This window comes from candidate division TA06 bacterium (assembly GCA_016235665.1).
Taxonomy (GTDB): domain Bacteria; phylum Edwardsbacteria; class AC1; order AC1; family EtOH8; genus UBA5202.
In genome coordinates, this window is record JACRJI010000003.1 from 270453 (window position 1) to 295368 (window position 24916).

Annotated in this window: 21 protein-coding genes and 2 tRNA genes; 13 read left to right on the forward strand and 10 right to left on the reverse strand. The window is 48.7% G+C overall.

The features are described 5' to 3' along the window. The first annotated feature begins 21 nt into the window (after positions 1 to 21). The 11 genes from HZA73_01950 (at position 22) to HZA73_02000 (ending at position 10818) form a co-directional block, all read left to right on the forward strand. Positions 22 to 885, forward strand: coding sequence for an RNA polymerase sigma factor RpoD/SigA (locus HZA73_01950; GenBank protein MBI5804791.1), 864 nt, complete (start codon positions 22 to 24; stop codon positions 883 to 885). Positions 886 to 1053: 168 nt separating this feature from the next. After that, positions 1054 to 1129 (forward strand) — tRNA-Lys (locus HZA73_01955). A 279-nt stretch (positions 1130 to 1408) separates the two neighbouring features. Continuing rightward, entirely contained in the window at positions 1409 to 2245 is an 837-nt protein-coding gene (locus tag HZA73_01960) for a hypothetical protein (GenBank protein ID MBI5804792.1), read from the forward strand. Then, entirely contained in the window at positions 2235 to 3737 is a 1503-nt protein-coding gene (locus tag HZA73_01965) for a hypothetical protein (protein MBI5804793.1), read from the forward strand. The genes HZA73_01960 and HZA73_01965 overlap by 11 nt, the downstream gene beginning before the upstream one ends. Continuing rightward, positions 3734 to 4618, forward strand: a complete 885-nt coding sequence (locus HZA73_01970; GenBank protein MBI5804794.1) for a DUF1749 domain-containing protein — start codon at positions 3734 to 3736, stop codon at positions 4616 to 4618. The genes HZA73_01965 and HZA73_01970 overlap by 4 nt, the downstream gene beginning before the upstream one ends. A gap of 39 nt (positions 4619 to 4657) precedes the next feature. Beyond that, positions 4658 to 5950 carry a diaminopimelate decarboxylase gene (gene lysA, locus HZA73_01975; GenBank protein MBI5804795.1) on the forward strand — a complete coding sequence of 431 codons (1293 nt, stop codon included), beginning with the start codon at positions 4658 to 4660 and terminating at the stop codon, positions 5948 to 5950. 428 nt (positions 5951 to 6378) lie between these two features. Next, complete coding sequence (locus HZA73_01980; GenBank protein ID MBI5804796.1) at positions 6379 to 6684, forward strand: DUF3892 domain-containing protein; 306 nt, start codon at positions 6379 to 6381, stop codon at positions 6682 to 6684. Positions 6685 to 7011: 327 nt separating this feature from the next. Next, positions 7012 to 7443, forward strand: a complete 432-nt coding sequence (locus tag HZA73_01985) for a hypothetical protein (GenBank protein MBI5804797.1) — start codon at positions 7012 to 7014, stop codon at positions 7441 to 7443. 104 nt (positions 7444 to 7547) lie between these two features. Beyond that, entirely contained in the window at positions 7548 to 7982 is a 435-nt protein-coding gene (locus HZA73_01990) for an HNH endonuclease (GenBank protein ID MBI5804798.1), read from the forward strand. 16 nt (positions 7983 to 7998) lie between these two features. Further along, positions 7999 to 9591: a D-alanyl-D-alanine carboxypeptidase/D-alanyl-D-alanine-endopeptidase gene (dacB, locus tag HZA73_01995; GenBank protein ID MBI5804799.1), complete on the forward strand. Its 1593-nt coding sequence runs from the start codon at positions 7999 to 8001 to the stop codon at positions 9589 to 9591. Positions 9592 to 9642: 51 nt separating this feature from the next. Next, positions 9643 to 10818, forward strand: a complete 1176-nt coding sequence (locus HZA73_02000; GenBank protein MBI5804800.1) for a hypothetical protein — start codon at positions 9643 to 9645, stop codon at positions 10816 to 10818. A gap of 78 nt (positions 10819 to 10896) precedes the next feature. On the opposite strand, the gene HZA73_02005 is transcribed toward HZA73_02000, so the two are convergent. The 5 genes from HZA73_02005 to HZA73_02025 all read right to left on the reverse strand — a co-directional run bounded on the left by HZA73_02005 (position 10897) and on the right by HZA73_02025 (position 17282). Continuing rightward, positions 10897 to 12576, reverse strand: coding sequence for a hypothetical protein (locus HZA73_02005; GenBank protein ID MBI5804801.1), 1680 nt, complete (start codon positions 12574 to 12576; stop codon positions 10897 to 10899). Continuing rightward, positions 12573 to 13295: a hypothetical protein gene (locus tag HZA73_02010; GenBank protein ID MBI5804802.1), complete on the reverse strand. Its 723-nt coding sequence runs from the start codon at positions 13293 to 13295 to the stop codon at positions 12573 to 12575. The genes HZA73_02005 and HZA73_02010 overlap by 4 nt, the downstream gene beginning before the upstream one ends. Beyond that, the gene (locus tag HZA73_02015; protein MBI5804803.1) at positions 13276 to 13839 is read right to left on the reverse strand and encodes a sigma-70 family RNA polymerase sigma factor; all 564 of its coding nucleotides are present in this window, start codon (positions 13837 to 13839) and stop codon (positions 13276 to 13278) included. Before HZA73_02015 ends, HZA73_02010 begins: the two co-directional genes overlap by 20 nt. 50 nt (positions 13840 to 13889) lie before the next feature. Continuing rightward, complete coding sequence (locus HZA73_02020) at positions 13890 to 15380, reverse strand: FecR domain-containing protein (protein MBI5804804.1); 1491 nt, start codon at positions 15378 to 15380, stop codon at positions 13890 to 13892. A 120-nt stretch (positions 15381 to 15500) separates the two neighbouring features. Further along, the gene (locus tag HZA73_02025) at positions 15501 to 17282 is read right to left on the reverse strand and encodes a hypothetical protein (protein MBI5804805.1); all 1782 of its coding nucleotides are present in this window, start codon (positions 17280 to 17282) and stop codon (positions 15501 to 15503) included. Between the two features lie 152 nt (positions 17283 to 17434). Here HZA73_02025 and hemW point away from each other — a divergent pair, with 152 nt between their 5' ends. Together hemW and HZA73_02035 are read left to right on the forward strand one after the other, a co-directional pair. Continuing rightward, positions 17435 to 18550, forward strand: coding sequence for a radical SAM family heme chaperone HemW (gene hemW, locus HZA73_02030; protein MBI5804806.1), 1116 nt, complete (start codon positions 17435 to 17437; stop codon positions 18548 to 18550). Between the two features lie 82 nt (positions 18551 to 18632). Then, positions 18633 to 19340, forward strand: a complete 708-nt coding sequence (locus tag HZA73_02035) for a tetratricopeptide repeat protein (GenBank protein ID MBI5804807.1) — start codon at positions 18633 to 18635, stop codon at positions 19338 to 19340. A 35-nt stretch (positions 19341 to 19375) separates the two neighbouring features. Here the strand turns inward: HZA73_02035 and HZA73_02040 are convergent, their stop codons facing one another. The 5 genes from HZA73_02040 to HZA73_02060 all read right to left on the reverse strand — a co-directional run bounded on the left by HZA73_02040 (position 19376) and on the right by HZA73_02060 (position 24585). Then, on the reverse strand, positions 19376 to 20569 hold the full coding sequence (locus HZA73_02040; protein MBI5804808.1) for an SPASM domain-containing protein: 1194 nt from the start codon (positions 20567 to 20569) through the stop codon (positions 19376 to 19378). Continuing rightward, positions 20550 to 21620 carry a hypothetical protein gene (locus HZA73_02045; protein ID MBI5804809.1) on the reverse strand — a complete coding sequence of 357 codons (1071 nt, stop codon included), beginning with the start codon at positions 21618 to 21620 and terminating at the stop codon, positions 20550 to 20552. The genes HZA73_02040 and HZA73_02045 overlap by 20 nt, the downstream gene beginning before the upstream one ends. A 534-nt stretch (positions 21621 to 22154) precedes the next feature. Then, positions 22155 to 23237: a type IV pilus twitching motility protein PilT gene (locus HZA73_02050; GenBank protein ID MBI5804810.1), complete on the reverse strand. Its 1083-nt coding sequence runs from the start codon at positions 23235 to 23237 to the stop codon at positions 22155 to 22157. A gap of 91 nt (positions 23238 to 23328) precedes the next feature. After that, positions 23329 to 24408 carry a type IV pilus twitching motility protein PilT gene (locus HZA73_02055; GenBank protein MBI5804811.1) on the reverse strand — a complete coding sequence of 360 codons (1080 nt, stop codon included), beginning with the start codon at positions 24406 to 24408 and terminating at the stop codon, positions 23329 to 23331. Positions 24409 to 24498: 90 nt separating this feature from the next. Beyond that, a tRNA-Leu gene (locus HZA73_02060) sits at positions 24499 to 24585 on the reverse strand. Positions 24586 to 24916 lie beyond the last annotated feature (331 nt).

Consider the following 24916-nt stretch of genomic DNA (forward strand, 5'->3'; position numbering starts at 1 on the left):
TAAACGGTCCAACTGTTAAAAATGGATTACAGAAGAATAAGCTCCATAGCCGACGATCCCTCCCTGGACATATATTTCAGGGAGATCGGAAGTCTGCCGGTTCTAACCGAGGACGAGGAGTCCATTCTGGCCCTTAAGGCCAAGGCCGGGAACCGCAAGGCGCTGGACAAGCTGGTGGAGAGCAATCTGCGCTTCGTGGTCAGCGTGGCCAAGGATTTCCAGGGAAGGGGGATGTCCATGGCCGACCTGATCAACGAGGGCAATTTTGGGCTGATGCGGGCCATCAAGCGCTACGACCCCTACAAGGGTTACCGTTTTAACACATATGCCGTGTGGTGGATACGGCAGGCCATTCTTAAAGCCATAGCCGAGCAGACCCGCTCGGTGCGGCTGCCCATGAACCGGATAGACAAGCTGAACAAGATCAACAAGGCCATCCACGAACTGCAGACCCTTAATCCCAACACCGGAGGCAAACCTTCGGCCCGGCAGATATCCAAGCATTCGAAGATCTCCGAGGCCGAGGTGGCCGAACTGCTGGGGTTTTCCTCCAACGAGGTTTCGCTGGACGCCCCGTCCATTGAAGGCGACGGACGGACCCTGGGGGACACCATGGAAAACCAGGACCACAGTTCCCCGGAGCAGGTGCTGAAGAGCAAGACCATGGGCCACGACATCAAGCGGGTGCTATCTCTATTAACGCCCAGGGAAGAAAAGATCGTCAAGATGTATTACGGACTGGAGAACAACGACGAAGGGACCCTGGATTCCATCGGGCGGAAGTTCAACATCTCCCGGGAACGGGTGCGGCAGCTTAAAGACCGGGCCCTGAGGAAGATGAAAACCGCGGACCAAAGCGAAAGGCTGCGGGCCTATCTGGACTGATACCAAGCACTAGTCACTATTCAGTAGACAGTATTCACTAAAACAAAACAAGTTACTGACTACTGAATATTGAATAGAAAGACGGCCCCCCCCTCCGTGCTGGAGGGGGCTTTTGTTTGCTCTTTACATTTATTCCAATATTTAGTATAATAATCGTTCTTGCAAATTGCGCCATTAGCTCAGTTGGTAGAGCAGCTGACTCTTAATCAGCGGGTCAAAGGTTCGAGTCCTTTATGGCGCACCAGTAATCTTCATAGGCAAATGAAATAACATCTTGTTTGATACTATCTTACTTGACTGTTAGGTTCCTTTGCCTATTTTTTTTGTTCAGTTCTAATACTACCACTTTTGACTCCGATATGGCACAAATATGGCACAAATTGGAGCCAGAACTTTTCACATTGATGCCGGGGGCATTCAAGCCCTTTGTTAGTATGAGACAAAACAGAGGTGTGTGGGAATAATTAGCTGAAAGATATTTAAACTTAACTTAACGCTCTACAGGAGTCATCATAACTTTATTATGAGTATCATTACGGATTTAGAAAACCGTCTGCTGAATAATGACGAATGCATAGAAACTGATCGTTTCATTATAAGGGGCATTTGGGATATAAAATTGTTATATCAACCAAATACCCACGAAAGATGTTTTAAATATAATGTATTGGTTGTTCAAACCATAAAACAAGGTTGTTGTTATTATTCTGGGAAAAGAATAATGATAAATGATGATCTTATAGGCAAAGATGCAAGAACGATACTAAATAGGCATAATTGTTATTTTAAGATTGCGACATTGGATTCAATCTATGCAAATTTTGATCAAAAATGTTTTAAAGAATATGTTTTAGAAGGCAATTCAGTTATCAAAAGCATTAAACGGGCTCAGATAATAACCAATGAAATTCAGTATTTTATTGAAGAAAAAAATATTAATAATGTAAAAATATTGAATATTGGTGTTGTTGGTAATATAATAAATGAATTAGTAAAGAAAGGTTGTACTGTTTTTGCGACAGATTTAGAACCGGATATTGTTGGTAAGAAGATTAATGGTGTAACCATCGAAAACGGACACGATAAGAATAATTCTTTGATTGATTTGTGTGATATTATTTTGGTTACGGGAATGGCATTAGCAACGAATTCGTTAGATGAAATAGTAAATAGAGCCAAAAGTAGAAATAAGATTATTATCGTATTCGCTGAAACAGGATCATGGTTTGGGAAATATTATTGTACCAATTATCAAATTGACTCCGTAATAAGCGAGTCATTCCCTTTCTATATATTTGAGGGCAAGAGTAATATTCGAATATACAGGAAATATATTAAGGAAGTTTTAAATGAAGAATAGAATTATAGACAAAGTATATGCCTTTATTGTGATAGCATTATTATGCGTCCTGATTATTATAACACTTCTAGACCTGACGGGCTTCATCAATGATCAATCACTATTCAGTATTCCAAAGATTATATTTAACAATATTTCTAAAATACAACTATTGTTGTTATGTTTGATCGGTATTTCATTTATTCTCGAAAGGTCGGTATATTTAAATAAGCTGCCAGCCATACTAAAAAATATTAATTTTAACTTACATGAAGTAAATAAAAAAATCGACAATCAAATAGATGTGATGTTTTTCCCGACGAGGCGGCAGAGTTATGAATTTCTATTGGATGAAGTTTCCCAACTGCCATCAGATTCCAATATATATATAACGCATTTTGAAAAACTGAAAAATTTCGGATACGAAGACGGCGAAGAACCAAAGGAACAAGAATTTATGGCTGAGTGGATCAGACGTGTTCAAAAAGGTAATTTTACTATTCAGCAAATTGTACACATATCATCCCGTGCAGATCTAAAAGAATTAAAGGATCGATTAAAACGATTTGAGAATCAACCGGCATACTCATTTAGCGCTATCTGGGGTCCACCGATTTTACCTTTTATAGATTTATTTATTGTTGAAAACAAATGGGTACATATCTCATTGTCTAACGACATCTCATCTGCACAAACGAAAACATTTGCAGTAGCCATAAAAGATAGTACGGTAGTAAGGAACTTTATTTTATGTTACCAGGCAATATTACACAACGCATTAACAATTAAAAACAGATCAAATATTGATGCAAATAATTTAGATGTGATAAATACTATAATTCAAACGATAGATACTACCGATATTGATTTAAAACGTTTATTTAATAATCAGATGTCCCCGACCGGTAAGGTAATAACGGATAGTATTGAAAATGTTCTAAGCAGGCTTGATTTAAAAAACCCACGATTAGTATCCTTATTTAATGATCTTCTTTATGATAGATTCACAAAAGCGCTTAGTTGTTATCTCGATATCGATGAGTATCATAGCTATGAAACTTTAAAATCTTTGTTGTTATTGGCTAAAAAAAGAATAAGAGCTGTTAGTATCAGTTTTGCTAATGAAAAATTTTGGGACACTGGTTTTGGAACAGAACTTTTGGATATTAACAGAAAAGTTATTAAGGAGAACAAGGTAGATATAGAGCGTATCTTTATAATAAACAATAAAGAACAAAACCATATGCATAATATTATTCAGAATCAAATCAATAACGGCGTAAATGCATATGTAATTGATAAAAATAATATTGCGGATGTTTGTGATTTTATAATAATAGATGATTGTGTGGTTTATCATCTATTGGAATCAACAAGAAAAATGTTGATTGGAAGAAGTAAAATATCTATATCACCCAAAGAAGTCAGTAAATATAAAAATATTTATGCAAAATATAGAACTCAATCTGTAAATGGACAAGCGTATCTCTTAAAAAGGAGGAAAGTAAAATGAATATCCAGTGTCTTCGTTATCAAACAAGGGATCATATTGAATTACAGGGCATGTTGTTTTTCCCGGAGAAAAAATCACAAGTCGTAGTTTTACATGTCCATGGTTTGTCAGGTAATTATTATGAAAATAGGTTTATTGACAAAATGGCCTGTGGTTATACAAGCCAGAATGTTGCTTTTATGACCTTTAACAATAGAGGGCATGACTATATTTCAGATCTAATAAAACGTAATGACAATAAGATAAAATTTATCAATGGTGGTGGGGCTTATGAAATATTTGAGGAGTGTATATATGATATTGATGCGAGCATATCATTATTGATTAGAAATGGTTTTAAACATATTTACTTGCAAGGTCATAGTACGGGTGCAAATAAAGCAGTATATTATCAATCTATGCGTAATGAAAAGAAAATCAAAGGGTTAATACTTCTTTCTCCTTGTGACGATATAGGTATAAAAATAAGTAAGTATAAAAATAATTATAACAGATTAATAAAAGCGGCTAAGAATATATTCACGATTGACCCCGCTAAATTTGTTGTATTTAAGGGAACAAATTTGCTTACAAGTGCTAAAACAATTTTGAGTTTCTATAATATTGGATCAAAGAACGATGTGTTTCATTATCGAGATGCCGATAGAGAGTTAAAAGAATTGATTGCTATTAAGGTGCCCATCCTGGTTGTGTTGGGTGAAAAAGATGACTATCTTTTACAAGGGGCCGATAATGTCAAGAGGTCGCTTGCTAAATCAAATGTTAACGATGTCTCAATTGTTAAAAATGCTTCACACGGATTTGTAAATAAAGAAAATCAATTGGTAAAAGTTATAATCAAATGGTTAACACAAAATAACAATCCTACGGGAAATGTGTAATAAATAAGACGATAGTTAACCACTATAAATTAGTGAAATATGTTACACGACATTTATAAACAAAATATTAAGAAACATCCAATTATTAATCGTTTTAATGTTAATGGAAATGAATTAGTCATAGGTGGCATAAGGGTTAGTGATATTGTATCAAAACATGGAACACCGATTTACATATATGATTATGAAAAGATAGCTGAAAGAGTTGAGGCATTAAAAAAATATTTACCTTATTTCGACTTATATTATTCTTTCAAAGCTAATCCCAATTTAACTGTATGCAATATTATTAAAAATATCGGTATTGGCGCTGAAGTATCATCGATTGGGGAATTACAGGCCGCTAAAAGGATAGGATACAAAGGTAATCGTATTATTTTTAATAATCCAGCTAAGAGTATAGAGGAAATTGAATATTCAATTGATAATGGCATTTTCTTGTTAAATGTTGAATCCCTTGACGAGCTTGAAGTTATCAATGCCATAGCAAAGAAGAAAAATAAAAAAGTCAATGTTTCTTTACGGATTAATACAGGCACTAACAAGGTAGAAGCCTTAGAAGTAATGATGGGGAAAAATGCAAAATTTGGCATAAAATATTTTGACATAAAGGACGATATTGTTTCTTATAGCAATGTAAACATAAAAGGGATCCATGTTTATATCGCAAGTCAAATACTCAATAAAAACACTATCATCAATAATTTTTCTGAAGCCGTGAATGTGTTTAAAAAATTACATCGCGTGAATAATATTAATCTTGAATATATTGATTTCGGCGGGGGTTTTGGTATCCCCTATGATAATAGCGACAAAGAATTAGATTTATATTATATTGGCAAGAAGTTGGGGAAAATAATCGATGCGAATCGGAACCAATTACTTGGAGGAAAACTTATATTGGAACTAGGAAGGTATATTGTTGGTGCCGCAGGAATATTTGTTACTAGTGTTAAATATATAAAGGAGAACAATATAATTGTTGATGGCGGAATTAATAATTTCTTTCGCTCTAAGTTTTTAAATATTAATCATCCGACATATATTGTTAATAAATTAAATAAACCAGTAGTTGGAAAAGTTAATATTTGTGGCCCACTCTGTACGCCATTGGACACGCTATCACAGAATGTTAAAGTACCACGCATAAATAAAACTGATCTCGTTGGTATTTTCCTTGCTGGTGCATATGGATATAGTATGAGTTTATTGAATTTTATCAGTTTCAATCATCCGGCAGAAGTATTGATAAAAGAGGGTAAATGTTATCTGATACGAAGGCGTGGCCATAGCAATGATATATTAAAAGAGCAAAGAATATATAATTTATAAAACAATATGGTTATTTGTTACTCACTAATGTTGTATAAATAATATTTTCAAAAGAATCATCTATCGGTAGGTCTCTTTTGTACCCTGAATCAATGATATTGTAAGCCTTCGATGTCCTTATTAATTCCGAGATAACTGTTCACGAATGTCAAACAATTCTTAAACTAAACAATGGGTCTTGCGGCGGTGCTGTTTTACCCTTTAGCTACCAACCTCCTCGAAAATATCGTCGTCAGCATGAATGGGTACTGCTTCGATGCCGAAAAGAGTAAGAAGTGGAAACTCTATTAATCCGGTTGACACAGGCCCAAATATATTTGATGATGTTGGGTTAAATATCTCACGCCGAGTAAATCTTGATTTTAATATGGTAAAGATGTATTATATTTTCCAAGAAAGAATTAAGCATTATTTAAGGAGGAACAATCATGGCAAAGTGGGCCGATTATGGTATTTCCGCATGCAGATACAATTCTGAACACACTCATATTGACAGAGTTAAAGTACATTCCGACGATGGTGAAAACTTCGGATCCGCTATAGAATATTCCAGGCAAGAAGTAATATCCTCTATAAAAGCAGGTAAAACCTTTGTAACAATACCTAAAAACAATGAGGGTAATTGGAAAAAGGGTCAACCTGTCATAATTGTCAAAATAAACGGTAAAGAATATATCAAGACGGTAGAGAACAATAAGGAAGTTGATAACCTCGAAAATTTACCAGAATTTTAAAACAAGACACAAATATGGCACAATGCTTTTTAACAAAAAATACTTGACTTCCAACTCATTCTATTGTAAGATTATATATTATGTAATCTGTAAGGGGTTCGAGCCTGGCAGTCAGGAGGTCAGGGGTTCGATTCCCCTCAGGTCCACCAGACTTTGTCCTCATTGGGCGGACTTCGCCGGGCAGACCAGTTTACACTCAGGGCCATAACCACGCTTGTCGGTTTTACAAAAACCGGTCAACAATTCAATTCAACAAGCGTAAGATATTTAGACATCCAGGGCACAAGTATCAACGCTTGTGCTCATATTTTTATCCGGGAGGTGCCAATGCCGAGAATAGTCAAATGGATTTTATGGATCTTGGTGGGCTTTGCACTGTACATGTCCATAAAAATACTCTTGCCTTACATCCGTTTTGCCGATATCAAGGGAAAGATGGAGGAAGCGGTGCTGGTCTCCAATGGCGAATCTGACCTCACTATTGCTATCAAACTTTCCGAGAACGCCCTGCTTGATAAACTTCCGATAGCGGGAGATTATTTTTACCAGGTGGTTGGCGAGGACGGTAAAAAGTTTTTCTATGAACCGGAAAACCTGGAACAGGAGAAAGAATACCAGGAACTGGCCAAGCAGTATTTTCTGGAACATATGACCCGTACGCCTCAGGGCCTGGTGATAGAGATCAGCTATACGGTGGAGATATACTTCCCGTTCAATATCTATACTCATAAAATATTCTTCGCGCATAAGGAGGATTGACCTCAGCACGAGTTGCCTTAAATAACGGCCTTAACCGGCAGGTGCTGGTCTTAAACCAGAATTATGAACCGCTCTCGGTCTGCAACGCCCGCCGGGCCTTGCTGATGCTTTACCGCCAGAAGGCCGAAGTGGTTGAACAAAGCGAACATTTGGTGCGCAGTCTGTGCCAGAAATTTATTGTGCCCAGCGTGGTCAGGCTTAACTGTTATATCAAGCGGCCCCGCCAGAATGTCAGGCTGAGCAAGCAGAACATCGTCCGCCGCGACAACCGCACCTGCCAATATTGCGGAACCACCCAGGGATCGATGACGGCCGATCACGTCATCCCCAAAAGTCAGGGAGGGGAAGACAGCTGGGAGAACCTGGTCTGCGCTTGTATGGCCTGCAACAATAAAAAGGGAGACCTCAGTTTAAGCCAGGTAAAGATGAACCTGCTGCGCAAACCAAAAAATCCCCATTATATCACTTTCATCCAATATCATCTGGGGCTGCCGGACCAGCGGTGGCGGCCCTATCTGTTTTTGGGCAACAACCGATAAATAAAGATTTGTAAGATTGACGCTTCGCCAAAATAAAATAATACTTTCGGCCTTGGCCATTATTTTGGGCGGGGCGTTGCTTTTTTGTTCCGGGGAGGCGGCCACCGCAAAAAAAGCAAAGGCCGCCCCAAAAACCAAACGGCGGCAGTCGGTGTCCTATATGCCCAAACCTACCGGGGACATCCAGGATGATCTGGATAAGTTATTTGACCAGAAGCTGCCCCGTCTGGGCCGGTGGGGCATAGCGGTGATGGACCTGGAAAGCGGGGACATCATTTACCAGCATAATTCCCAAAGCAAGTTCATTCCGGCCTCCAACGCAAAATTATTCACCACCGCTGCGGCCCTGGAACAGTTGGGCCCCAACTATTCCTACCAGACCGAGATATTTACACTGGGCGAAATAGATTCCCTTGGGGTATTGCACGGTGACCTGATCATCAAGGGATCGGGGGATCCCACCATCAGCGAACTGGCTTTGCTGGAGGAGTGGGCCGACAGCTTAAAGTCGCAGGGGATAACGGCAGTGGACGGGGATATAATCGGCGACGAGGGAAATTTCGTACCGGAGAAGATAGTTTCCATGGTGCCCCGGGCTACCAACAAGATGGTGAAATCGAAAAAGCGCATGGCTTGGCAGATATCAGGGCTTTCCTATCGCGACAATCTGGTGGCGGTCACCATTTCCGGGGGGCAGCTGGGCAAGCCCCTGAGGGTTTCCACCGATCCCCCCATGGCCATCAGGATCAAGAACCTCAGCCGGACCATCAAGGGCAGCAGCAGCACCGTCACCCGCCAGGTCAAGGATAAAAAAACCGGAAAAATGGTGGCTAAAAGCCGAAGGGTCTATTATACCGGAAAGGCCTATGCCAGCTTTGACGGCGAGGCGCTCAAGATAACCGGGAAATTGGCCCAGGGCTCCAGCAAAAGGTTCCTATTCGTGGCCAAGGATCCCCAGGGCCACTTTGCCCGTGTGTTTGCTGCTGTTCTGCAAGACAAGGGGATCACAGTCTCGGGACAAGGTTTGGCTCTAACCGACAAACCTTTGGCGCTGAAACAGCAAGCGGAACTGATCTATGCCAATTATTCGCCCCCGCTTTCCGAGATCATCAAGATCATCAATAAAAACAGCCACAACCTGTATGCCGAGGCCTTGCTTAACACCATCGGCTCCGAAATGGGCGGCGAAGGCAGCCGCCAGCAGGGCTCGCTTTCCGAGCGGGTGATCACCGAACAAATGGGGCTGGGGACCATCGATCTTTACGACGGCTGCGGACTTTCCCGGCTGAACACGGTCTCCCCCCAACAGGTGGTAAATTTGTTAAAGTTCATGTCCAACCAGCCCTATTGGGAGGATTTTTATAATTCTCTGGCCATTGGTGGAATTGACGGAACCCTGACCAGCCGGCTGGCCGGTCCCAAGGTCTCGGGCCGGGTCTACGCCAAGACCGGATCCATCGGCGGGGTTTCGGCCCTGTCCGGATACCTGACCGCCAAGAACGGAAAGATGTTCGCGTTTTCCATCATGGTCAACAATATCTACCGGGCTAAGCTGGCCCGCCGGATCGAGGACTATATTTGCCAGATGCTGGTGGAATACCTGGGATAAAAAACCATCACGGCGAATCATACAAACTAAAAAACAGGAGGAATAAAGCCCATGCTTAAAATGTATTTTAATTTTAAGGACGTATTTCGGGCGGCCCGGCTGGGCTTTTCGCCCAAAAAGATCTGGGCTTTCTTCTGTGGCCTGTTATTGGGCCTGGCAATTTATAACTTATTCAGCTATCTGGCTCATGCCGCAGCCGGCCGTTCTTTTTCCGACACCTGGGTCATGTTCGGGTTATTGCCCCTGCCCTGGTCTGATTTTGGCCTGGCGGCCTGGATCTTCTGGTTCCTGGGCGCCGCCGGACTGGGAGTGATCTATATGCTGACTTCGGCGGTTGTGGCCAGGATAGCTACCGAACAACTTTCGGGCAACGAGTTTTATGAGACCAAGGAAGCGATCGCTTTTATAAAACAGGGCTGGAAGGCAGTGCTGGGCGCGCCGCTGGTGATAGCCTCTTTCATCGCTTTTTTGGTCTTGGGCGGACTGGTGCTGGGGCTGTGGGGCCGGATACCATATCTGGGTGAGCTAACGGTCTCGGCCATGGCCATCCCCATTTACCTGGTCTGCTTGTTCATAGTATTCCTGCTGGCGGCTCTGATGGTGGCTCTGTTTTATTCTCCTATCGTGGCCGGCGCTGCCAAGAGCGACACTTTTGACAATCTTTTCGAGATATTTTCCACCATAACCTCCCAGCCCTGGCGTTTGGTGGTATACAATGGACTGCTGAAATTAGTAGTTCTTTTAGGTTTCGGGGTCTTTGCCTTGTTCACGCACCATGCGGTGATGATCTCCTACAAACTGCTGGGGGTCTTCATGGGGCAAAGATTTTTAGATCTTGGTGCCGCCGCCTTCAACCTTTATACTCCGCCCATGGTGCTGAATGTAATGCTGGGAGCGATGCAGGGCTGGGGATTTGACCAGGGGCTGTATCTGCTGAACACTCCGGTCCTCAACTGGTCCGGGCATGTTTCGGCCTTTTTGATGGGAATGTCGCTGAATCTGGTCCGCCTGCTGGTGATATCGTATGCCGCAGCAGCCACGGTGGTGGGACAGACCATCATCTATGGAATCATAGTGATGAAGCGCGATGACCGGAACATATTTGAGCGGCAGGTGGAAAAAGGAACCGGAGAATGTCCTCCGGTGACAGAAGAAAATGAGGATAAGGTTGTTAATATGGTAAAAATAGCTAAGGCTGTCAAAAAGCCGGTCAAGACCAAGAAGTAAATATCGGAAGATAAAATAGAGGAAAAAAGCCCCCCGCCGATGGCGGGGGGCTTTTTTGTGACAGGTCAGGTCTTATTCCTAATTGTTCTTTACTACCACTACGATTTTATCAGCGATCACCAAACCATTGATGGTGGCCCTCACTATCACCCAGCCGTTGATCTGTCCTGGGGGGTGTCCGGCGGTAAACTGGCCGGTTTGGCTGATGGTGCCGAACTGCGGGGAGGCGGGATCGGTCAGCCATTGCAATTGGCTTACGGTTATCACGTTTCCCATCGCATCGGTGATGGTGGCGCTGAAAGCATAATTGCCGCCGGAATTCACGATAATGGGACCTGGTTTTTGGTCGATCTTGATCCTATATTCCGAGATGCTTACCGGGGCCGCTCCCTGGCCGCCGCCCTGCTGGGGCGTGACCACAGCCAATACCGCTCCCTTCTTGCCGGGCTGATCGCTGGCCATGAAAAAGCCGTTTTGAGTGATAGTCCCCAATCCTTCAGGGTATGTTTTCCACAAAATCTTGATCTGTGGCATCGGCTGGCCCTGGGCATTTATTACTGTAGCAGTAAATTGCTGGGGCTGTCCCGGCAACAGAAGGGCGTTCGGAGGATCGATCTTGACCCGCAACGGCTGGCCTGGCTTTATTCTGACTGAGACGGCCTCCTGACCCTGGCCGAACTGGGGCGGAAGCGAAGCCACTACTTTACCCTGACCGGATTTCTGTCCGGCGGTAAATACACCCTGGGGAGAAACCTCACCCAGCTTTTCCGGGATCACCTTCCAGACCCAGTAGGGAGGAGTGACCGGGTTGCCGCTTTTGTCAAAGGCCTCGGCGGTGAATTCCAGCGACTGCCCCGGTTCCAGCGCCGCTTGCCTCGGTTTTACCTTAATGGTATAACGTTGGGTCTTTTCTGCCACTACTACCAGGGATTTTGCGGTTCCTGATCCCGTTTCATTTTTAGCCAGTACTTTTACAGTTCCCACTCCCGGTTTATCGCCGGCGGTGAAATTACCGGAGCCGTCTATAGTTCCCAGCCCGGATGGTTCCACGCGGAATTCAAGTTCTGCCGTTGCTGGGTTGCCGTCCCGGTCATGGACCGAAACCGAATATACTGCATTTTCGCCGGGCTTCAGATCTGCCTTAGCCGGGGTCATCTCCACCATCAGTTTTTGGGGCTTTAGTTTTGGTCCCACGGTTATTTTAGCCTGCCCGAGACCCTTGAATTTCTCAGACTTGGCTAGGGCCGCTATCCGGCCGGTTCCCGGGGTTAAGGCGGTGAAATTACCGTTCTGGTCAATGGTTCCCAGGCCGGCTGGCACCACCTGCCAGGAGACGGCCGCCTCTGCCGCCGGCTCGCCGTTCAAATAACGGACTTCGGCCGAAAGTTTTATGGCCGAACCCGGTTCCATCCGGGCCGAGCCGGGGCTTACTTTAACGGTCAATCCCGTGGTCTTGCCGCCTGCGACCCTGATCAGGGCATGGCCCAAAATCATTTTATCGCTCTGCTGCACCGAGGCCCGTACTATCCCCTGTCCAGCGGACCTTCCGGCGGTAAAGCGCCCGTCAGCAGAGATGGATCCCAAAGACGGGGGGAGCACCTTCCAGACCACAGCCGTCTGCTCCTGGCCCGGTACCGAGAACTGGACCGTTCCGTTGGGAATCACCTCGGCCGGATTGGGAGATACTTCCAGCTGCTGGGCCAGGGCCATTCCTGCGGCCGAGGCCAAAAGCAAAATGATGGTGATCAGCTTTTTCATGAGCGTTCCTCCAGCAGGTAAAAGCTCCAGCTTTTGTTGGTCTCCCGGCCGTCCCGGCCGGTCAGGGATACCAGCACCACGTGCTGGCCGGGCGCCAGTTCATTTGGGGAGATGGTCAGATAGTCTTCCTTCATCTGGTATTGGGCGGAAGCCAGGGGCCGGTCGTCAATGCTTACCTTTATTCGGTCGCGGGTTTGAACTGCCGGATAAAAGGATGCCACGATGTTCAGGTCCCGGATTTCGGCCACATCCTGTTCTCCGGGCCAGACCGGATAGATCCGGCTGGGCTCGATGATTTCCGGCTCAACGGCGGCGATGTTAATTCCGGGTCTGACGGGAACATTGTCTGGGTCAGCGGCCTGCAAAGGTTTTTGGTTAACAGCCTGGGGGGCAAAAATATTTTCCGGCACCGGAGCCCGCAGGAACAGCAGCATTACGGCGGCGATCATCAGGGCCGAGGCGGCCAGGGAAAGCCGGGCCGGCCGCAAGTCGAAAAGCTTTGGTCTGGCTTCGGCCCGGTTTATCCTGGCCCAGAGCCTGGCCTGGAAATAGGGGGGAAGTTCAACGCTGGGCTGGCTCCGTAGCAGCGATTCCAGTTCGCTTTGTCCCGATGCCAGAGCCCGGCAGTCCGGGCATTCCCGGACATGGCTTTGGGCCTGGGGCGGCAAAGCGGCGCCGGGATTGTCCCGGAAAAATATTTCAATTTGCTGACAGTTCATTTCTTCCTCCCTGATTATTGGCGGCCTTCAGGCCGTTAAGCTTTTGACCCAGGATCTGGCGGCCCCGCCACAAGCGTGATTTTACGGTGCCCGGAGAGCAGTCCAGTATTTTGGCGATATCGTCGCAGGCCTGGTCCTCAAAGTAATAAAGCACCACGGTCTCCTTGAACTCCGCCGGCAGTTCGGACACCGCCTGCCGGACCATCTTATCCTGGGACAACTTTTCGATCTTTTCCATCTGCTCCAGGGCCCCGGGGTCGGACACCTCTTCCTCCGGGGTTCTTTCGCCCAGGCCGAAGAAGGACATAACCTTTTGTTTCCTTAAATGCCGGCGGTGGTGGTTGACCGCTATCCGGTAAAGCCAGGTAAAGAAATCCGATTCGCCCCGGAACTTGGAGTACTCCTTGTAAGCGATCAGGAAAACTTCCTGGGCCAGGTCCTGGGCCAGGTCATAATCGCCCGTCAAACGAAAGAGCAAATTAAAAAGCCGCTTATCGTATTTCTGGACTATCTGGTCAAATTCTATCTTGCTGTTTTCCGTCATATAGGCATTAAGTTAGAGCCGTTTTAACCGGGTATAGTTCCCGAATAAGATCACAATTTAAACATCAGGGCCAGTTCAAGCATAAGTCGTTCAAACAACCGGGCTTGTCTCTCAATTTTCATGATCTTTTGCCGGGCGGCCCCGGCCTGCCGGGAATACAAGCTTATGTCGTTGGCTATCTCTTTGATCTCCTGATACTTAAGATCCTCAACCGGTACGGACCCGGCTAAAAGCCTGGCCTCGGATGCCGTCATTCTGGCTTCAGGTAATATCTGATACATCGCCGGAAAATCGAAACCATCGTAGCTCGTTTTTAAGCCGAGATAACTCTGTCTGGCAAGAAAGAACTGCTGCTTGGCCAGCAAGGGTTGAGCCGAGGCCAGCTCTTTGATCTGGATCAGGTTCTGCAGCAACTCGGCCAGTTTGGGCTCAATAAGGTCGCAGGAAGAATTTATCCCCCTCAAGGCAGACAGTCCGGCGGCGGTTTTGGCCGTTAAAGCATTAAGCCGGGCCAAGATCTTTTCAACATCATGTCCGAGTACGGCCGGAGATTTATCCGATCCGGTTTGGAGCCTTTCCACGGTCTCCAACACTCCCGCTTCGGCGGCCTGGTATCTTTGCACCAAGGCATCAACCTGGGTTTGGATCTCCCCGGCCTGGGCGCTCAGTCCCGCCTGGCCCGAATCGCTTTCCACCCTGGCGGCCAAAACCATGGTTTGGTGCAGGCGTCGTTCCAGCCTCAGCAGGATCAGTTTGAATTTGCGCCGGTTCTGGTAGGCCTGGCGTTCAATCTCCTGGCCCTGGCTGTTAAGTTTGCAGGCCCTCGGTTTTTTATTTTCCAAAGCCCCGGCGTTCTCCCGTAATTTTTCCTGGCTTTTTACCGCCTGCTCCAGACCCGTCACCAGGCTTTTAACCGACCGACGCAGCTCCTGGAACATCTTGTGGGACCAGCGTTCCCAGCGATTTTCTTTTTGGGGGTCGAAGCCGGATTCCGACGGGTCCAAACCCTTCCGCATAAAAGACTGCCGGAGGGCCGCCAGGCGCAGCATTCTTCCCCGGCGGCCGGGACCGGAGACCTCCACCAGGCCCTCTTCCACCGCCACCCGGGTGCCGGAGTCCGGCTGGATCTCAACCTTGAAAACAGTGCCCCTCACCCCGGCCACCGCGGTGGGGGTTTCCACCGTAAATTGCGATTTAAGGGAAAGCTTGGCCACCTTGGTCCAAAGCTTTCCCAAAAAGAGCTTGAAGCTGCGGTCGGTGCTGTCGGCGCGCTGGATGTAGAGCGAGGTCTTTTCTCCCAGCCGGATGCTGGTGCCGTCGGCGAATCCAATCTCGGCCAGGGATCCCTTGCCGGTGCGCACCGAATCACCCGGCTGCAGGGCCTGCCCCAATTCCGCTTCCGCCAGCCGGCCCTGCTGCCAGACGAAAGCCTGCCCGGTATACAGGCTTAAAACGGCGGTTGGCTTAAGTTCCTGGGATCCCGCCCCCGGCGCCAAAAGATAGGGCAATGACAAGATAATGGCTGCGATAATCCGTTTCATAAAAAACCTCCCCGGCAAATACTCCGCCGGTCAATTGAGTTTGTGCCGCCGAACGTTGCAATCAGAACGGGCAATGGTCATTAGAGACCCGGAAGAAGCTCATGGTTCCCCGGCAATATTTTAGAAGCGGTATCCCAGATTGGCCCAGGCCAGGCGCTGGCGGTATGTTTTTGACCGGTCCAGCCGGTCGGTTTTGTTTATCTGCTTGGCTCCCAGCTCCAGGGAAAACCTGGTTCCCAGGCTGGCGGTGCCCTTGAGATACCCCGTGTGTTTGAGTTGATCGACGGTGTTCAGATCATCCCGGAGCTGATAATACTGATATCCGGAGTTGATCTGCCAGGTTCTTCCGGAAGAAAAGTTAATGTCCAGATTGGCCGAATGGGACCGGGTCAGCCGGTCGCTTTGGCTGGCGGAATAAGAATAGAGGGGAGTGGCCCGGAACCGTTTCCATTTTACACTAAAACTGGTTCCCAGGCTGCTGCTTTGATAGTTGTAGCCTGTGTAAGGCCTTCGGCTGTGGTCAAGATTAATGTTAAAACCGGAGAACCAATGTTTCGGATCGATGCCGGATAATCTCAGCGAGGCCCCGGCCTTGTAGCTGTTTCCGGCGGTAGAATCGGTGAATATTTTATAGGCCGAGGCGTAGGCCTGGGTGTTTAACCCCTTGTTCCAATTAGATTCATGGGCCAGGGCCAGTTCGTTCTTGGCCGCCTCGGCATAGGGGTTGCCGAAACTGTAAAAATACTGTCCCAGCGAAGTATACCGCGCTTTCCAAAGATGTCTGCTCCGGCGGACCTGGAGCCCGGCCGAGCAGCCCTGGCCATAGACCATTCTTCCGGTGTCGGGGATCAGCCTGGTGCGGATGTATTCCCCGGACAGTAGCAGGGTTTTGAACGGAAGGTCCAACGCCAGCAGCAACAGCTGGTTTTGGCCGGGATGAAGAGTGTCGGCCGACAGGATGGTGTCGGAGATCCCCAGCAGTTCGTCAGTATAGACATAGGAGCTGGTCTTATATCTGACCGAATCCGGCAGAGAGGAAGGGTCGTCGTATCCGGAGTAATACCCTGCCGAAAAGACCAGGCTGTCACGAAATTCCAACAATCCCTGGCCTCCGTAAATGTACTGGGCAAAGGTCTGATACCCGGTGTCGGCAGGCTGGGAGCGGCAGGCCAGCAGGTCTATCTTCAGGCGTCCGGTCTTATATGTACCGGCTCCGCCCAGCGGAGAAAGGCCGGAGAAAGCCAGTTCCGAAAGCACGGGGTAGAACTCTCCCAGACTCAATTCCCATCGGGGGTGGTAAAACTGCAACTGGCCGTGGGGGTCCTGGTCGTAAGACGGATCGTAGGACAGATTCCCGTTAAAGTTTCCCCGGCCCAGCAGCCCCGAAAACGACAACTCGGTCCTGGGCAGAAAACCGGCCGGGGAGGAAAGGCCCAGACCGGCGGTGTCGGCGCTGCAGTCAGAGTACTGTCCTCCAAGGCCTGCCCAGGTATCCCAGAGCCAGGCATTTTCCGGAACCGACAAAGTTTTTGGGGCGTAAAATATCCATCCGTGTGAAAAAACGGTGTCCGGTCCGATCAGGGCCGTCAGCCGCATTTGGTGCGGTCCGGGCTGGGGGGCGAAATCCGAAATATAGTAAAGGTAGTCGCCGGTAATCTGAGTCCCGGCGGTGATATCCACGTCATCCAATTGAAGACTGAGGGAATAATCCTGCAGGTCCAACAGCAGCAGTGAGACCTCCAGAGGCTCGTCCTGGGGCAGCAGGGAATCCGGCAGGGGGGAAAGTATGGTGATGAAATCAAAACCTTCTCCGGATGGAATATCTGCTGCCAACAGGTTCTGGCCCCGGGCCGGGAAACAGGCAACCAGCAATAATAATATTGTTGCAAAATACTTGGACATATTTTAATGATGTCAAATTTCAGGCCAAAAGTCAAGGGGATACCATAAGGAAGGAAAAAGATATTTTAAAGGTCATCAAATCGTTTGACTTTTGGGGCAAAATGTTATAAGGTAATGCTGCCGATCATTCAATTACAAACCGAAAGAATCAGATGAACTCAGTTTACATCCATATTCCATTCTGTCTGGCCAAGTGCCACTACTGCGGATTCAATTCCCAGCCGTTGGAACAGCCTGCCGAACTGAAAAAATATTTTCAGGCGCTGTCCTTTGAGGTCGATGGCAGTAGGAACGAGATCGAAGAATTAAGAACGATATATTTCGGCGGGGGCACTCCCACCATCGCAACGGCCAGGCTGATTGAAACGATCTTGAAAGCGCTGCCAATCTGGATTCCTGAGGCCGAACTGACCTTAGAGGCCAATCCCGGAACCGTTTCCCTGGAAAAACTGAAAGCTCTCCGGGAAATGGGATTCAACCGGCTGAGCCTGGGGGTGCAGTCTTTCAACGACGAGCGGTTGAAGCAGATAGGCCGGGTGCACACCGCCCGGCAGGCCGTCAAAGCCTTTGAGCTGGGGGCCAAAGCCGGCTTTGCCAACATCAACCTGGACCTGATCTACGCCCTGCCGGGACAGTCATTAAACGACTGGAAAAGGGACCTGGCCAAGGCGCTTTCGCTTGAACCCCGGCACCTGTCGCTTTATTCGCTGACCTATGAGAGGGATACGGAATTCAAAAAACAAAAAGCAGAAGGCAAAATAATACCATGCGGGGAAGAGCTTGAAGCCGACATGTACCTGGAGGCTGTCGACAAGCTTGACCGGGCCGGGCTTAAGCGCTATGAGATCTCCAACTTTGCCAAAAAAGGATATTGTTCCCGGCACAACATCAATTACTGGCGGGCCGGGGACTACCTGGGTTTTGGGGCCGGGGCCCATTCGCACCGGGGCGATAAAAGATGGAGCAATGTAAAAAATGCCGGGAAATACGCTGATGCGGTGACCAAGGGAAAGAGCCCGGCCGGTTTCCGGGAGACCATTTCTCCGGAACTGCAGGTGTTCGAGGCCCTGTTCCTAGGCTTGCGGATGGCCGAGGGGATAGAGATAAAAAGTTTTCAGCGCAGATTCGGAAAATCCCCCCTGGAGCACAAGCCACAGGTCTGGCTCCGCTGGAAAGAACAGGGCTGGGCGGAATGGGACGGCAGAAATTTGCGCCTTACGCCCCAGGGCCTGGTGCTGGCCGACGGATTGGCGGTTGAGCTGGCGTAAGGAAACAGAATTCTGCTTGACTTTTAGCCCGGGATTTCGTATCTTTATGGCATCCGGCCATCAATAAAAAAGGAAAGATGAAATGGGCTTTGAAAGCGGACGGCATGGCCAGCTGGGCCAAGAACTTTATTCCAAGGGACGGTTTGGCGAGGCAGTACAGGAGTTTAAAAAAGCCATCAAGATCACGCCCAATTTTGCCGACCTTTACAACCATCTGGGCCTGGCCTATCACCTGAACGGGGAATATGAACAGGCCATCAAGACCTTTAAGCAGGCCATCAGGCTTAATCCACGGTATGTGGAGGCCCACCTGAACATCGCCATTACCCTGAACGAGCTGGGACGTTACGAAGAAGCGGTCTCCTTTTTCAGCCAGGCCACCGAGGCCGAGGACATCAAGGGAGGAATGACCACCGGCATCCGCAACAAATTGTCCTCGGCCCATGCCGGACTGGGAGACACCTATTGCGACATCGGATATAATACCGAAGGAGCCGAGGAATACCAAAAGGCGCTGAAGCTCAATCCCCACCATCACGATGTCCGCTTAAAGCTGGCCAAGACCCACCTGAACCTGGAGCAGTATTATATGGCCATCGAGGAACTGGAGACGCTGACCAGGTCCCATCCCGATTATCTTGAGGCCATAATCTTCCTGGGTGTGGCTTATTTGAAGAACGGGCAGAGGGATAAAGCCCGCAAACAGTGGCAGATCTGCCTGGCCAAGGATCCGGGAAATTTGAGGGCCAAGACCTATCTGACCCTGATGGCCCGGGCAGGGGAGAAATAACGGTATCAGTTTCCGCAGCAAAAAGGACGAAGTTTTCACTTCGTCCTTTTTTCATGTTCCAGGGCCAGCAGTTTCAAAATATCGCTCCGTGAGTAATGCCAGAGCCCGCAGTCCTCGTCGGGGGGCTGGGCCAGGCAGCCGCCCAAGCACCAGGGCAGCAGTCCGCAGATCCGGCAGTGCTGCTGGCGGTAAGGGTTCCAGGCCATCCATTTGAACAACTGCGGGGAGAAGGGATCATTCATTTTTTCATTGATCCGGTTCTCCGTCCGTCCCACATCGTTCCAGCATTTGTAAATGTTTCCCTCCGGATCCACGATGAAACTCTGGGGGTCGGCGGCCTGGCAACAGAGCGGCTTGGGCCGGGGCAGGTTCAGGATCTCAAACCCCGAATTCACCAGGCCCTTAAGAATATCTGTTTCATCATCGCTGAACCGGGGGGCGCTTTGGCAGAACCCGGTCAGGTTGCGGCAGAGCTTTTCCGAAGGTTTTCCAGGAATCACCTTGACCGCTGCCGAAGGAAGGAGCTTGTTCCGGTTCTCCTCCATCCCGGCCAGGCTGGTCAGGTAAACTGTCCGGAGCGAGGGGTCATTCACCGTTTCGCCCGATCCCAGATTGATGAACAGCAGGTCCGGCCGGTTTTGCTTGTCCCTGACGATCGCCGGCAGATGGCCGGGGCCGCCGTTGGTGATCACATGGTAAACAGCATGGGCGTTCAGTTCCCGGCAGGCCTTATCCAGCCATTCTTTCATCTCCAAAGCCAGGGGCCAGGCCAGGGAAGGTTCGCCGCCCCAAAAGGTCACCGAGATTTCTCTGAGGTCGGAGTGCTCCAGCACCAGGTCCTTGATGGCCCCGATGGCCTGAGGGCCCAGGTCCCGGGGTTTTTCGTGATGGGGGCAGCCGGGGCAGTTCTGGTCGCAACGGGTGGTCAGGCCTATCCACAGGTCAAGCCGGCGGGAAGAGAAGCGGAAAAGGTTGGAGGCCAACTCCAGTTCCTGCATTTCGTCGGCCTGCTCTTCGGCCAGAAAGCCGCCGTCAGTCAGCAGCTGCATGGTCTGCTCCACCGCCGGGTCATTAAAATTCATCAGGTTCCTGGTGATGGGCATCTGCAGGCCGCCATAGATGGCCGCCTGCACCTGGTCCAGGGGCAAAAAACTCCTGCGGACGCAGTTGTAAAGCAACTGAGGCCGGCTCCGGCGGCGGATAAGGTGATTATAGCGGGAAGGTTTCATTTGTATCTGACCTGATCTCAAATTCCATCGGGGACACCCAGATGGTGTCGTTATACAATTGATAGATAGTATAGCCTTGACCACAGACTAACGGTTTTAGTGCCAGATAATCCATTAGACGATAAATACCAGGATTTTCAAGAAACGCAAATCCGTTTTCGAGACCGGTAAAGTCATTTTCAATAAACAATGCCACTGCCGGTGAATACCTGTGAATATCTACATTATGAATGGCGTTTTCATAAACAATTTCCCTAAAGCTGATCAATTTGGCAGTGTATTTTGCCGGAAGCAGATAATCGGTTGCCATTTTACGGCGGTATGGAACTATGATGTTGGCTTGGAGAGAATCAGTATAATGCCGAAGCAGGGGGATGCTCTTTTCAACCAAAGTTGTCTTTTGACGTTCATATTCGCTGTCTGAAACCGCTTTTTTTATGGAATTCAAATTGATATTGGCAGCAGATAAAATGAAGAAAAGTCCTAGAGAAATCATAGTTGTGTAAAGGGGTTTGGTTTTTATATGATTTGGAGAAAGAAAAGCGTAAAATATCAATAAAACGTTAGAAAAAACAAGGAAACGCTCCATAAAAATGATATTGCTGAAAGCAGACATGAATAAATAAAATATTACCGGCAGAAAAATGATAATTGAAAAAAGCCAATGGAGGCGTTCATCCTTTGCCCGTGATCGAGAGACCGACCAAGCAAGGCTGGCAATGGCAAGAATCAAGGTAGAAAGCCCCACCGCTTTTGAAATAATTTTGGGGAGTGATACTAATAATTCTACAAAATTTAGGGGCGTAACACCCAAAATATCCTTATATTTGGAGGTCATCTTCAGGGAAAACAAAGGATCGCCAAAAGTAAAATAATCAAATCCAACCCATAATAATGGCCCAGCCAGTGGCAGCCAAAGAAACCGGTTCCAACGTTTGGTATCAACAGCATAGAAGAAAGTCACTATACCGAAGGAATATAACCAGCTTTCAGGTCTTATCAATGAAGAAAAGAGCATTAGAACGGCATAACCAAGGTAGCGTTTTTTCAACAATAACATTAACGAACTTAATGTCAATCCCATATACAACCATTCCCAAGAACAAAAAATAATACTCCTCAGAGAGCCATGAAAAATGATAAGGGTATACAGAAAGGTTATCAGACCAAAGAGGCTGCGCCCGGTAATAGATTTGGAGATTTCAGATATGGAATGGCAGGCAATGGATACAAACAATGAAATCATGACATATACGCCCCATGGGGGCAACAAATAATACAGAAAGCAAACCAAGGGCTTCGGGGTCTCGGTTATTAAATATGGGGGGTGTTGTCCGGATATAAAGTAGTGCCAGATCAAGCGGTATGTTATTACGGAGCTCTTGCCGATAATCCCATAATCTATATGAAGGAGTAATGGGAATGATAGGGTCAATAAGAAAAATAAACCCGGCAAAGCAGCGGCTCTGATGATATATTTATATTTGTCTTGCATTCTGATCAGTATGATTCTAAAAAGCAAAAGGCCGGAAGATCCGACCTTGGTGAACGTCCCCTTGTTCCGGGAATAGTTTTGCCGGGCAGTTTATTTTCCCGGGGGAACAGGGGCCGCCGCCCGGGCCAGGTTGTTCTTCAGGTCATCGGGGCTGTCGGTATGGATCAAGGCCTCGTCCAAAGTGATCAGCCGCTTGCGCACCAGATCGGCCAGGGAATGGTTCAACGGCATCATGCCCTGCTTGGTGCCCATCTGAATGGCTGAGGGTATCTGGCTGGTCTTGCCTTCGCGGATCAGGTTACGGATGGCGCTGTTGATCAGCATCAGTTCGTAGGCCACAATCCGGCCCTTGCCGTCGGCCCGGCGGGGCAGCACCTGTGAGAGCACCGCCAGCAGGTTGCCCGAGATCTGCATCCGGACCTGGGCCTGCTGATGGGGCGGGAAGACCTCCACTATCCGGTCGATGGTCTGCATGGAATCGGTGGTGTGCAGGGTGGAAAGCACCAGGTGTCCGGTCTCGGCCGCGGTGATGGCCAGCTGAATGGTCTCCAGGTCGCGCATCTCGCCGATCACTATCATGTCGGGATCCTGGCGCAGCACGCTCTTTAAGGCGTTGGTGAAGCTGTGGGTGTCCTTGCCCACCTCCCGCTGGTTGATCTCGGCCTTCTTGTCCTGGTAGATGAACTCGATGGGATCCTCGATGGTGACGATGTGGCAGTCCTGGTTGGCGTTGCGGGTCTCCACCATGGCGGCTATGGTGGTGGATTTGCCGCATCCGGCCGGCCCGGTCACCAGGATCAGGCCCCGGGGCCGCATAGCCAGGTTCTTGCAGACGATGGGCAGGTTCAGCTCGTCCACGGTGGGTATCCTATTGGGCACCACCCGGAACACCAGTCCAAACTCGTTTCGTTGGAAGAACACCGAGGCCCGGAAACGGCAGAGGTTGGCTATGGAGCAGGCCATGTCCAGCTCCCGCTCCCGGCGGAAACGCTCAAGCTGTTCCTTGGTCATGATGTCCACGGCGAAACGCTTGGTGTCCTCCGAGGTCAGCACCGGCACTTCCACCGGCACCAGATTGCCCTGAAGCCTTAAGGCCGGCGGGGTACCAACCTTAAGGATCAGATCAGAAGCGCCTTTTTGAAAGGTCAGATATAGTAATTCGGCCAGCTGCATCTTAACAAAATTAAAAATAAAAAATAGAAGATAAAAAAATGGGAAGCGGATAAATGGGAAATAGGGATGGTAGTTCTGACCGCAGATCGAATTACCGGCTGATGGACGTTTCCAGTTCGGCGGGGTTGGAGGATTTGGCCAGGGCGTCCTCCAGGGTGACCAGGTTCTTCTGCACCAGTTCCTTTAAGGCGGAGTCCAGGCTCTGCATCCCGAACTTGGACCCGGTCTGGATCAGCGAGTATATCTGGGGGGTTTTGCCGTCGCGGATGACGCTGCGGACGGCCGGAGTGCCCAGCATGATCTCGAAAGCGCCCACCAGCTTGCGGCTGCCCACCGCCGGCAGCAGGGCCTGGGAGATGACCGCTTGAAGTACGGTGGCCAGCTGGACCCGGGCCTGTGCCTGGGATTCCGGGGGATAGGTGTTGATGATCCGGTCCACGGTCTGGGCGGCGTCGGTGGTGTGAAGGGTGGCCAGCACCAGGTGGCCGGTCTCGGCCGCGGCGATGGCCAGGGACATGGTCTCGTAGTTGCGCATCTCTCCCACCAGGATCACATCGGGGTTCTGGCGCATCACATGGCGCAATCCGGAGGCAAAGGTGGGGGTGTCGGAGCCCACCTCTCTCTGCTCGATGATGGCCAGGTTGTCCTTGTACAGGAATTCGATGGGATCTTCCAGGGTAATGATGTGGCTGCGGCGGTTGCTGTTGATGTGTTCCACCATGGCCGCCAAAGTGGTGGATTTTCCGGAGCCGGTGGGCCCGGTGATCAGGATCAAACCCCTTGGCAAAAGAGCCAGTTCCTTCAATATCAGAGGGAGCTTCCATTCCTCCAGAGTCCGGATCTTAAGCGGGATCACCCGCATGATGGCCCCCACGTAGCCCCGCTGACGGAAAATGTTGATGCGGAACCGGGCCACCCCGGGCAGGCCAAAAGCAAAATCAAGCTCCAGATCCTTCTCGTAGCGGCGCTGCTGCTCCTCGGTCATGATGGAATAAAGCAGGCTTTTTGTATCCTCTTCCACCATCACCGGGAACTCGCTGCGCACCAGCTTGCCGCCGATCCGGTAAATGGGGGCCTCGCCCACCCGCAGATGCAGGTCGGAGGCTTCGCGCAGGACCAGTTCCTCCAGGAGCTGGTCCATCTGGGGGAGTTGAGGATTGCCGTTGGTCATTTTGTGGGTGATAGTTCTGTATTAGAGATAATTGATGGTGCCCGCCTACGCTAAAGCTACGGCGGACTATTGTCAAGCAGGGAGGCATAATGGTGCCGGCGGAGGGAATCGAACCCCCATGGTATTGCTACCGGTGGATTTTGAGTCCACTGCGTCTACCAGTTTCACCACGCCGGCGGGAACATCACTCTAAGCATAGCAAAAGATTGTTATTTTGTCAACGATAAAACATACTATTTCACATTTATAACACAACGGTTTACGGCCGGCGCAAGGCGTAATACAATTAGATGTTGTTTCCCGAAACATGGTTCCCCAAAAAACCGTGAAATTGGAGTTGCATACAGCTGCAAGACCTCCATTTAAGGACTATCTCCCTTGCTCAGAAAAAGTGGAAAGAAGACAGCTGATTTGGTACAAAACGTAGCCTTAACCCTGTTATGTTCTTTTTCTTTTTGTGCCGCCCCTTCGTTTGCAAGGTAAATAGCCGTCTCAGGGCAGGCTCCAG

Excerpts from the sequence above, each read along its gene's own strand:
- HZA73_01980 (MBI5804796.1), top strand. The coding sequence starts at position 6,379 with ATGGCAAAGTGGGCCGATTATGGTATTTCCGCATGCAGATACAATTCT.
- hemW (MBI5804806.1), top strand. The coding sequence starts at position 17,435 with ATGAACTCAGTTTACATCCATATTCCATTCTGTCTGGCCAAGTGCCAC.
- HZA73_01960 (MBI5804792.1), top strand. The coding sequence starts at position 1,409 with ATGAGTATCATTACGGATTTAGAAAACCGTCTGCTGAATAATGACGAA.
- HZA73_02000 (MBI5804800.1), top strand. The coding sequence starts at position 9,643 with ATGCTTAAAATGTATTTTAATTTTAAGGACGTATTTCGGGCGGCCCGG.
- HZA73_02025 (MBI5804805.1), bottom strand. The coding sequence starts at position 17,282 with ATGTCCAAGTATTTTGCAACAATATTATTATTGCTGGTTGCCTGTTTC.
- HZA73_02005 (MBI5804801.1), bottom strand. The coding sequence starts at position 12,576 with ATGAAAAAGCTGATCACCATCATTTTGCTTTTGGCCTCGGCCGCAGGA.
- HZA73_01950 (MBI5804791.1), top strand. The coding sequence starts at position 22 with ATGGATTACAGAAGAATAAGCTCCATAGCCGACGATCCCTCCCTGGAC.
- HZA73_02050 (MBI5804810.1), bottom strand. The coding sequence starts at position 23,237 with ATGCAGCTGGCCGAATTACTATATCTGACCTTTCAAAAAGGCGCTTCT.
- HZA73_01985 (MBI5804797.1), top strand. The coding sequence starts at position 7,012 with ATGCCGAGAATAGTCAAATGGATTTTATGGATCTTGGTGGGCTTTGCA.
- HZA73_02055 (MBI5804811.1), bottom strand. The coding sequence starts at position 24,408 with ATGACCAACGGCAATCCTCAACTCCCCCAGATGGACCAGCTCCTGGAG.
- HZA73_02020 (MBI5804804.1), bottom strand. The coding sequence starts at position 15,380 with ATGAAACGGATTATCGCAGCCATTATCTTGTCATTGCCCTATCTTTTG.
- HZA73_01970 (MBI5804794.1), top strand. The coding sequence starts at position 3,734 with ATGAATATCCAGTGTCTTCGTTATCAAACAAGGGATCATATTGAATTA.
- HZA73_02040 (MBI5804808.1), bottom strand. The coding sequence starts at position 20,569 with ATGAAACCTTCCCGCTATAATCACCTTATCCGCCGCCGGAGCCGGCCT.
- HZA73_02035 (MBI5804807.1), top strand. The coding sequence starts at position 18,633 with ATGGGCTTTGAAAGCGGACGGCATGGCCAGCTGGGCCAAGAACTTTAT.
- HZA73_02015 (MBI5804803.1), bottom strand. The coding sequence starts at position 13,839 with ATGACGGAAAACAGCAAGATAGAATTTGACCAGATAGTCCAGAAATAC.
- HZA73_02010 (MBI5804802.1), bottom strand. The coding sequence starts at position 13,295 with ATGAACTGTCAGCAAATTGAAATATTTTTCCGGGACAATCCCGGCGCC.
- HZA73_01990 (MBI5804798.1), top strand. The coding sequence starts at position 7,548 with ATGCTTTACCGCCAGAAGGCCGAAGTGGTTGAACAAAGCGAACATTTG.
- lysA (MBI5804795.1), top strand. The coding sequence starts at position 4,658 with ATGTTACACGACATTTATAAACAAAATATTAAGAAACATCCAATTATT.
- HZA73_01965 (MBI5804793.1), top strand. The coding sequence starts at position 2,235 with ATGAAGAATAGAATTATAGACAAAGTATATGCCTTTATTGTGATAGCA.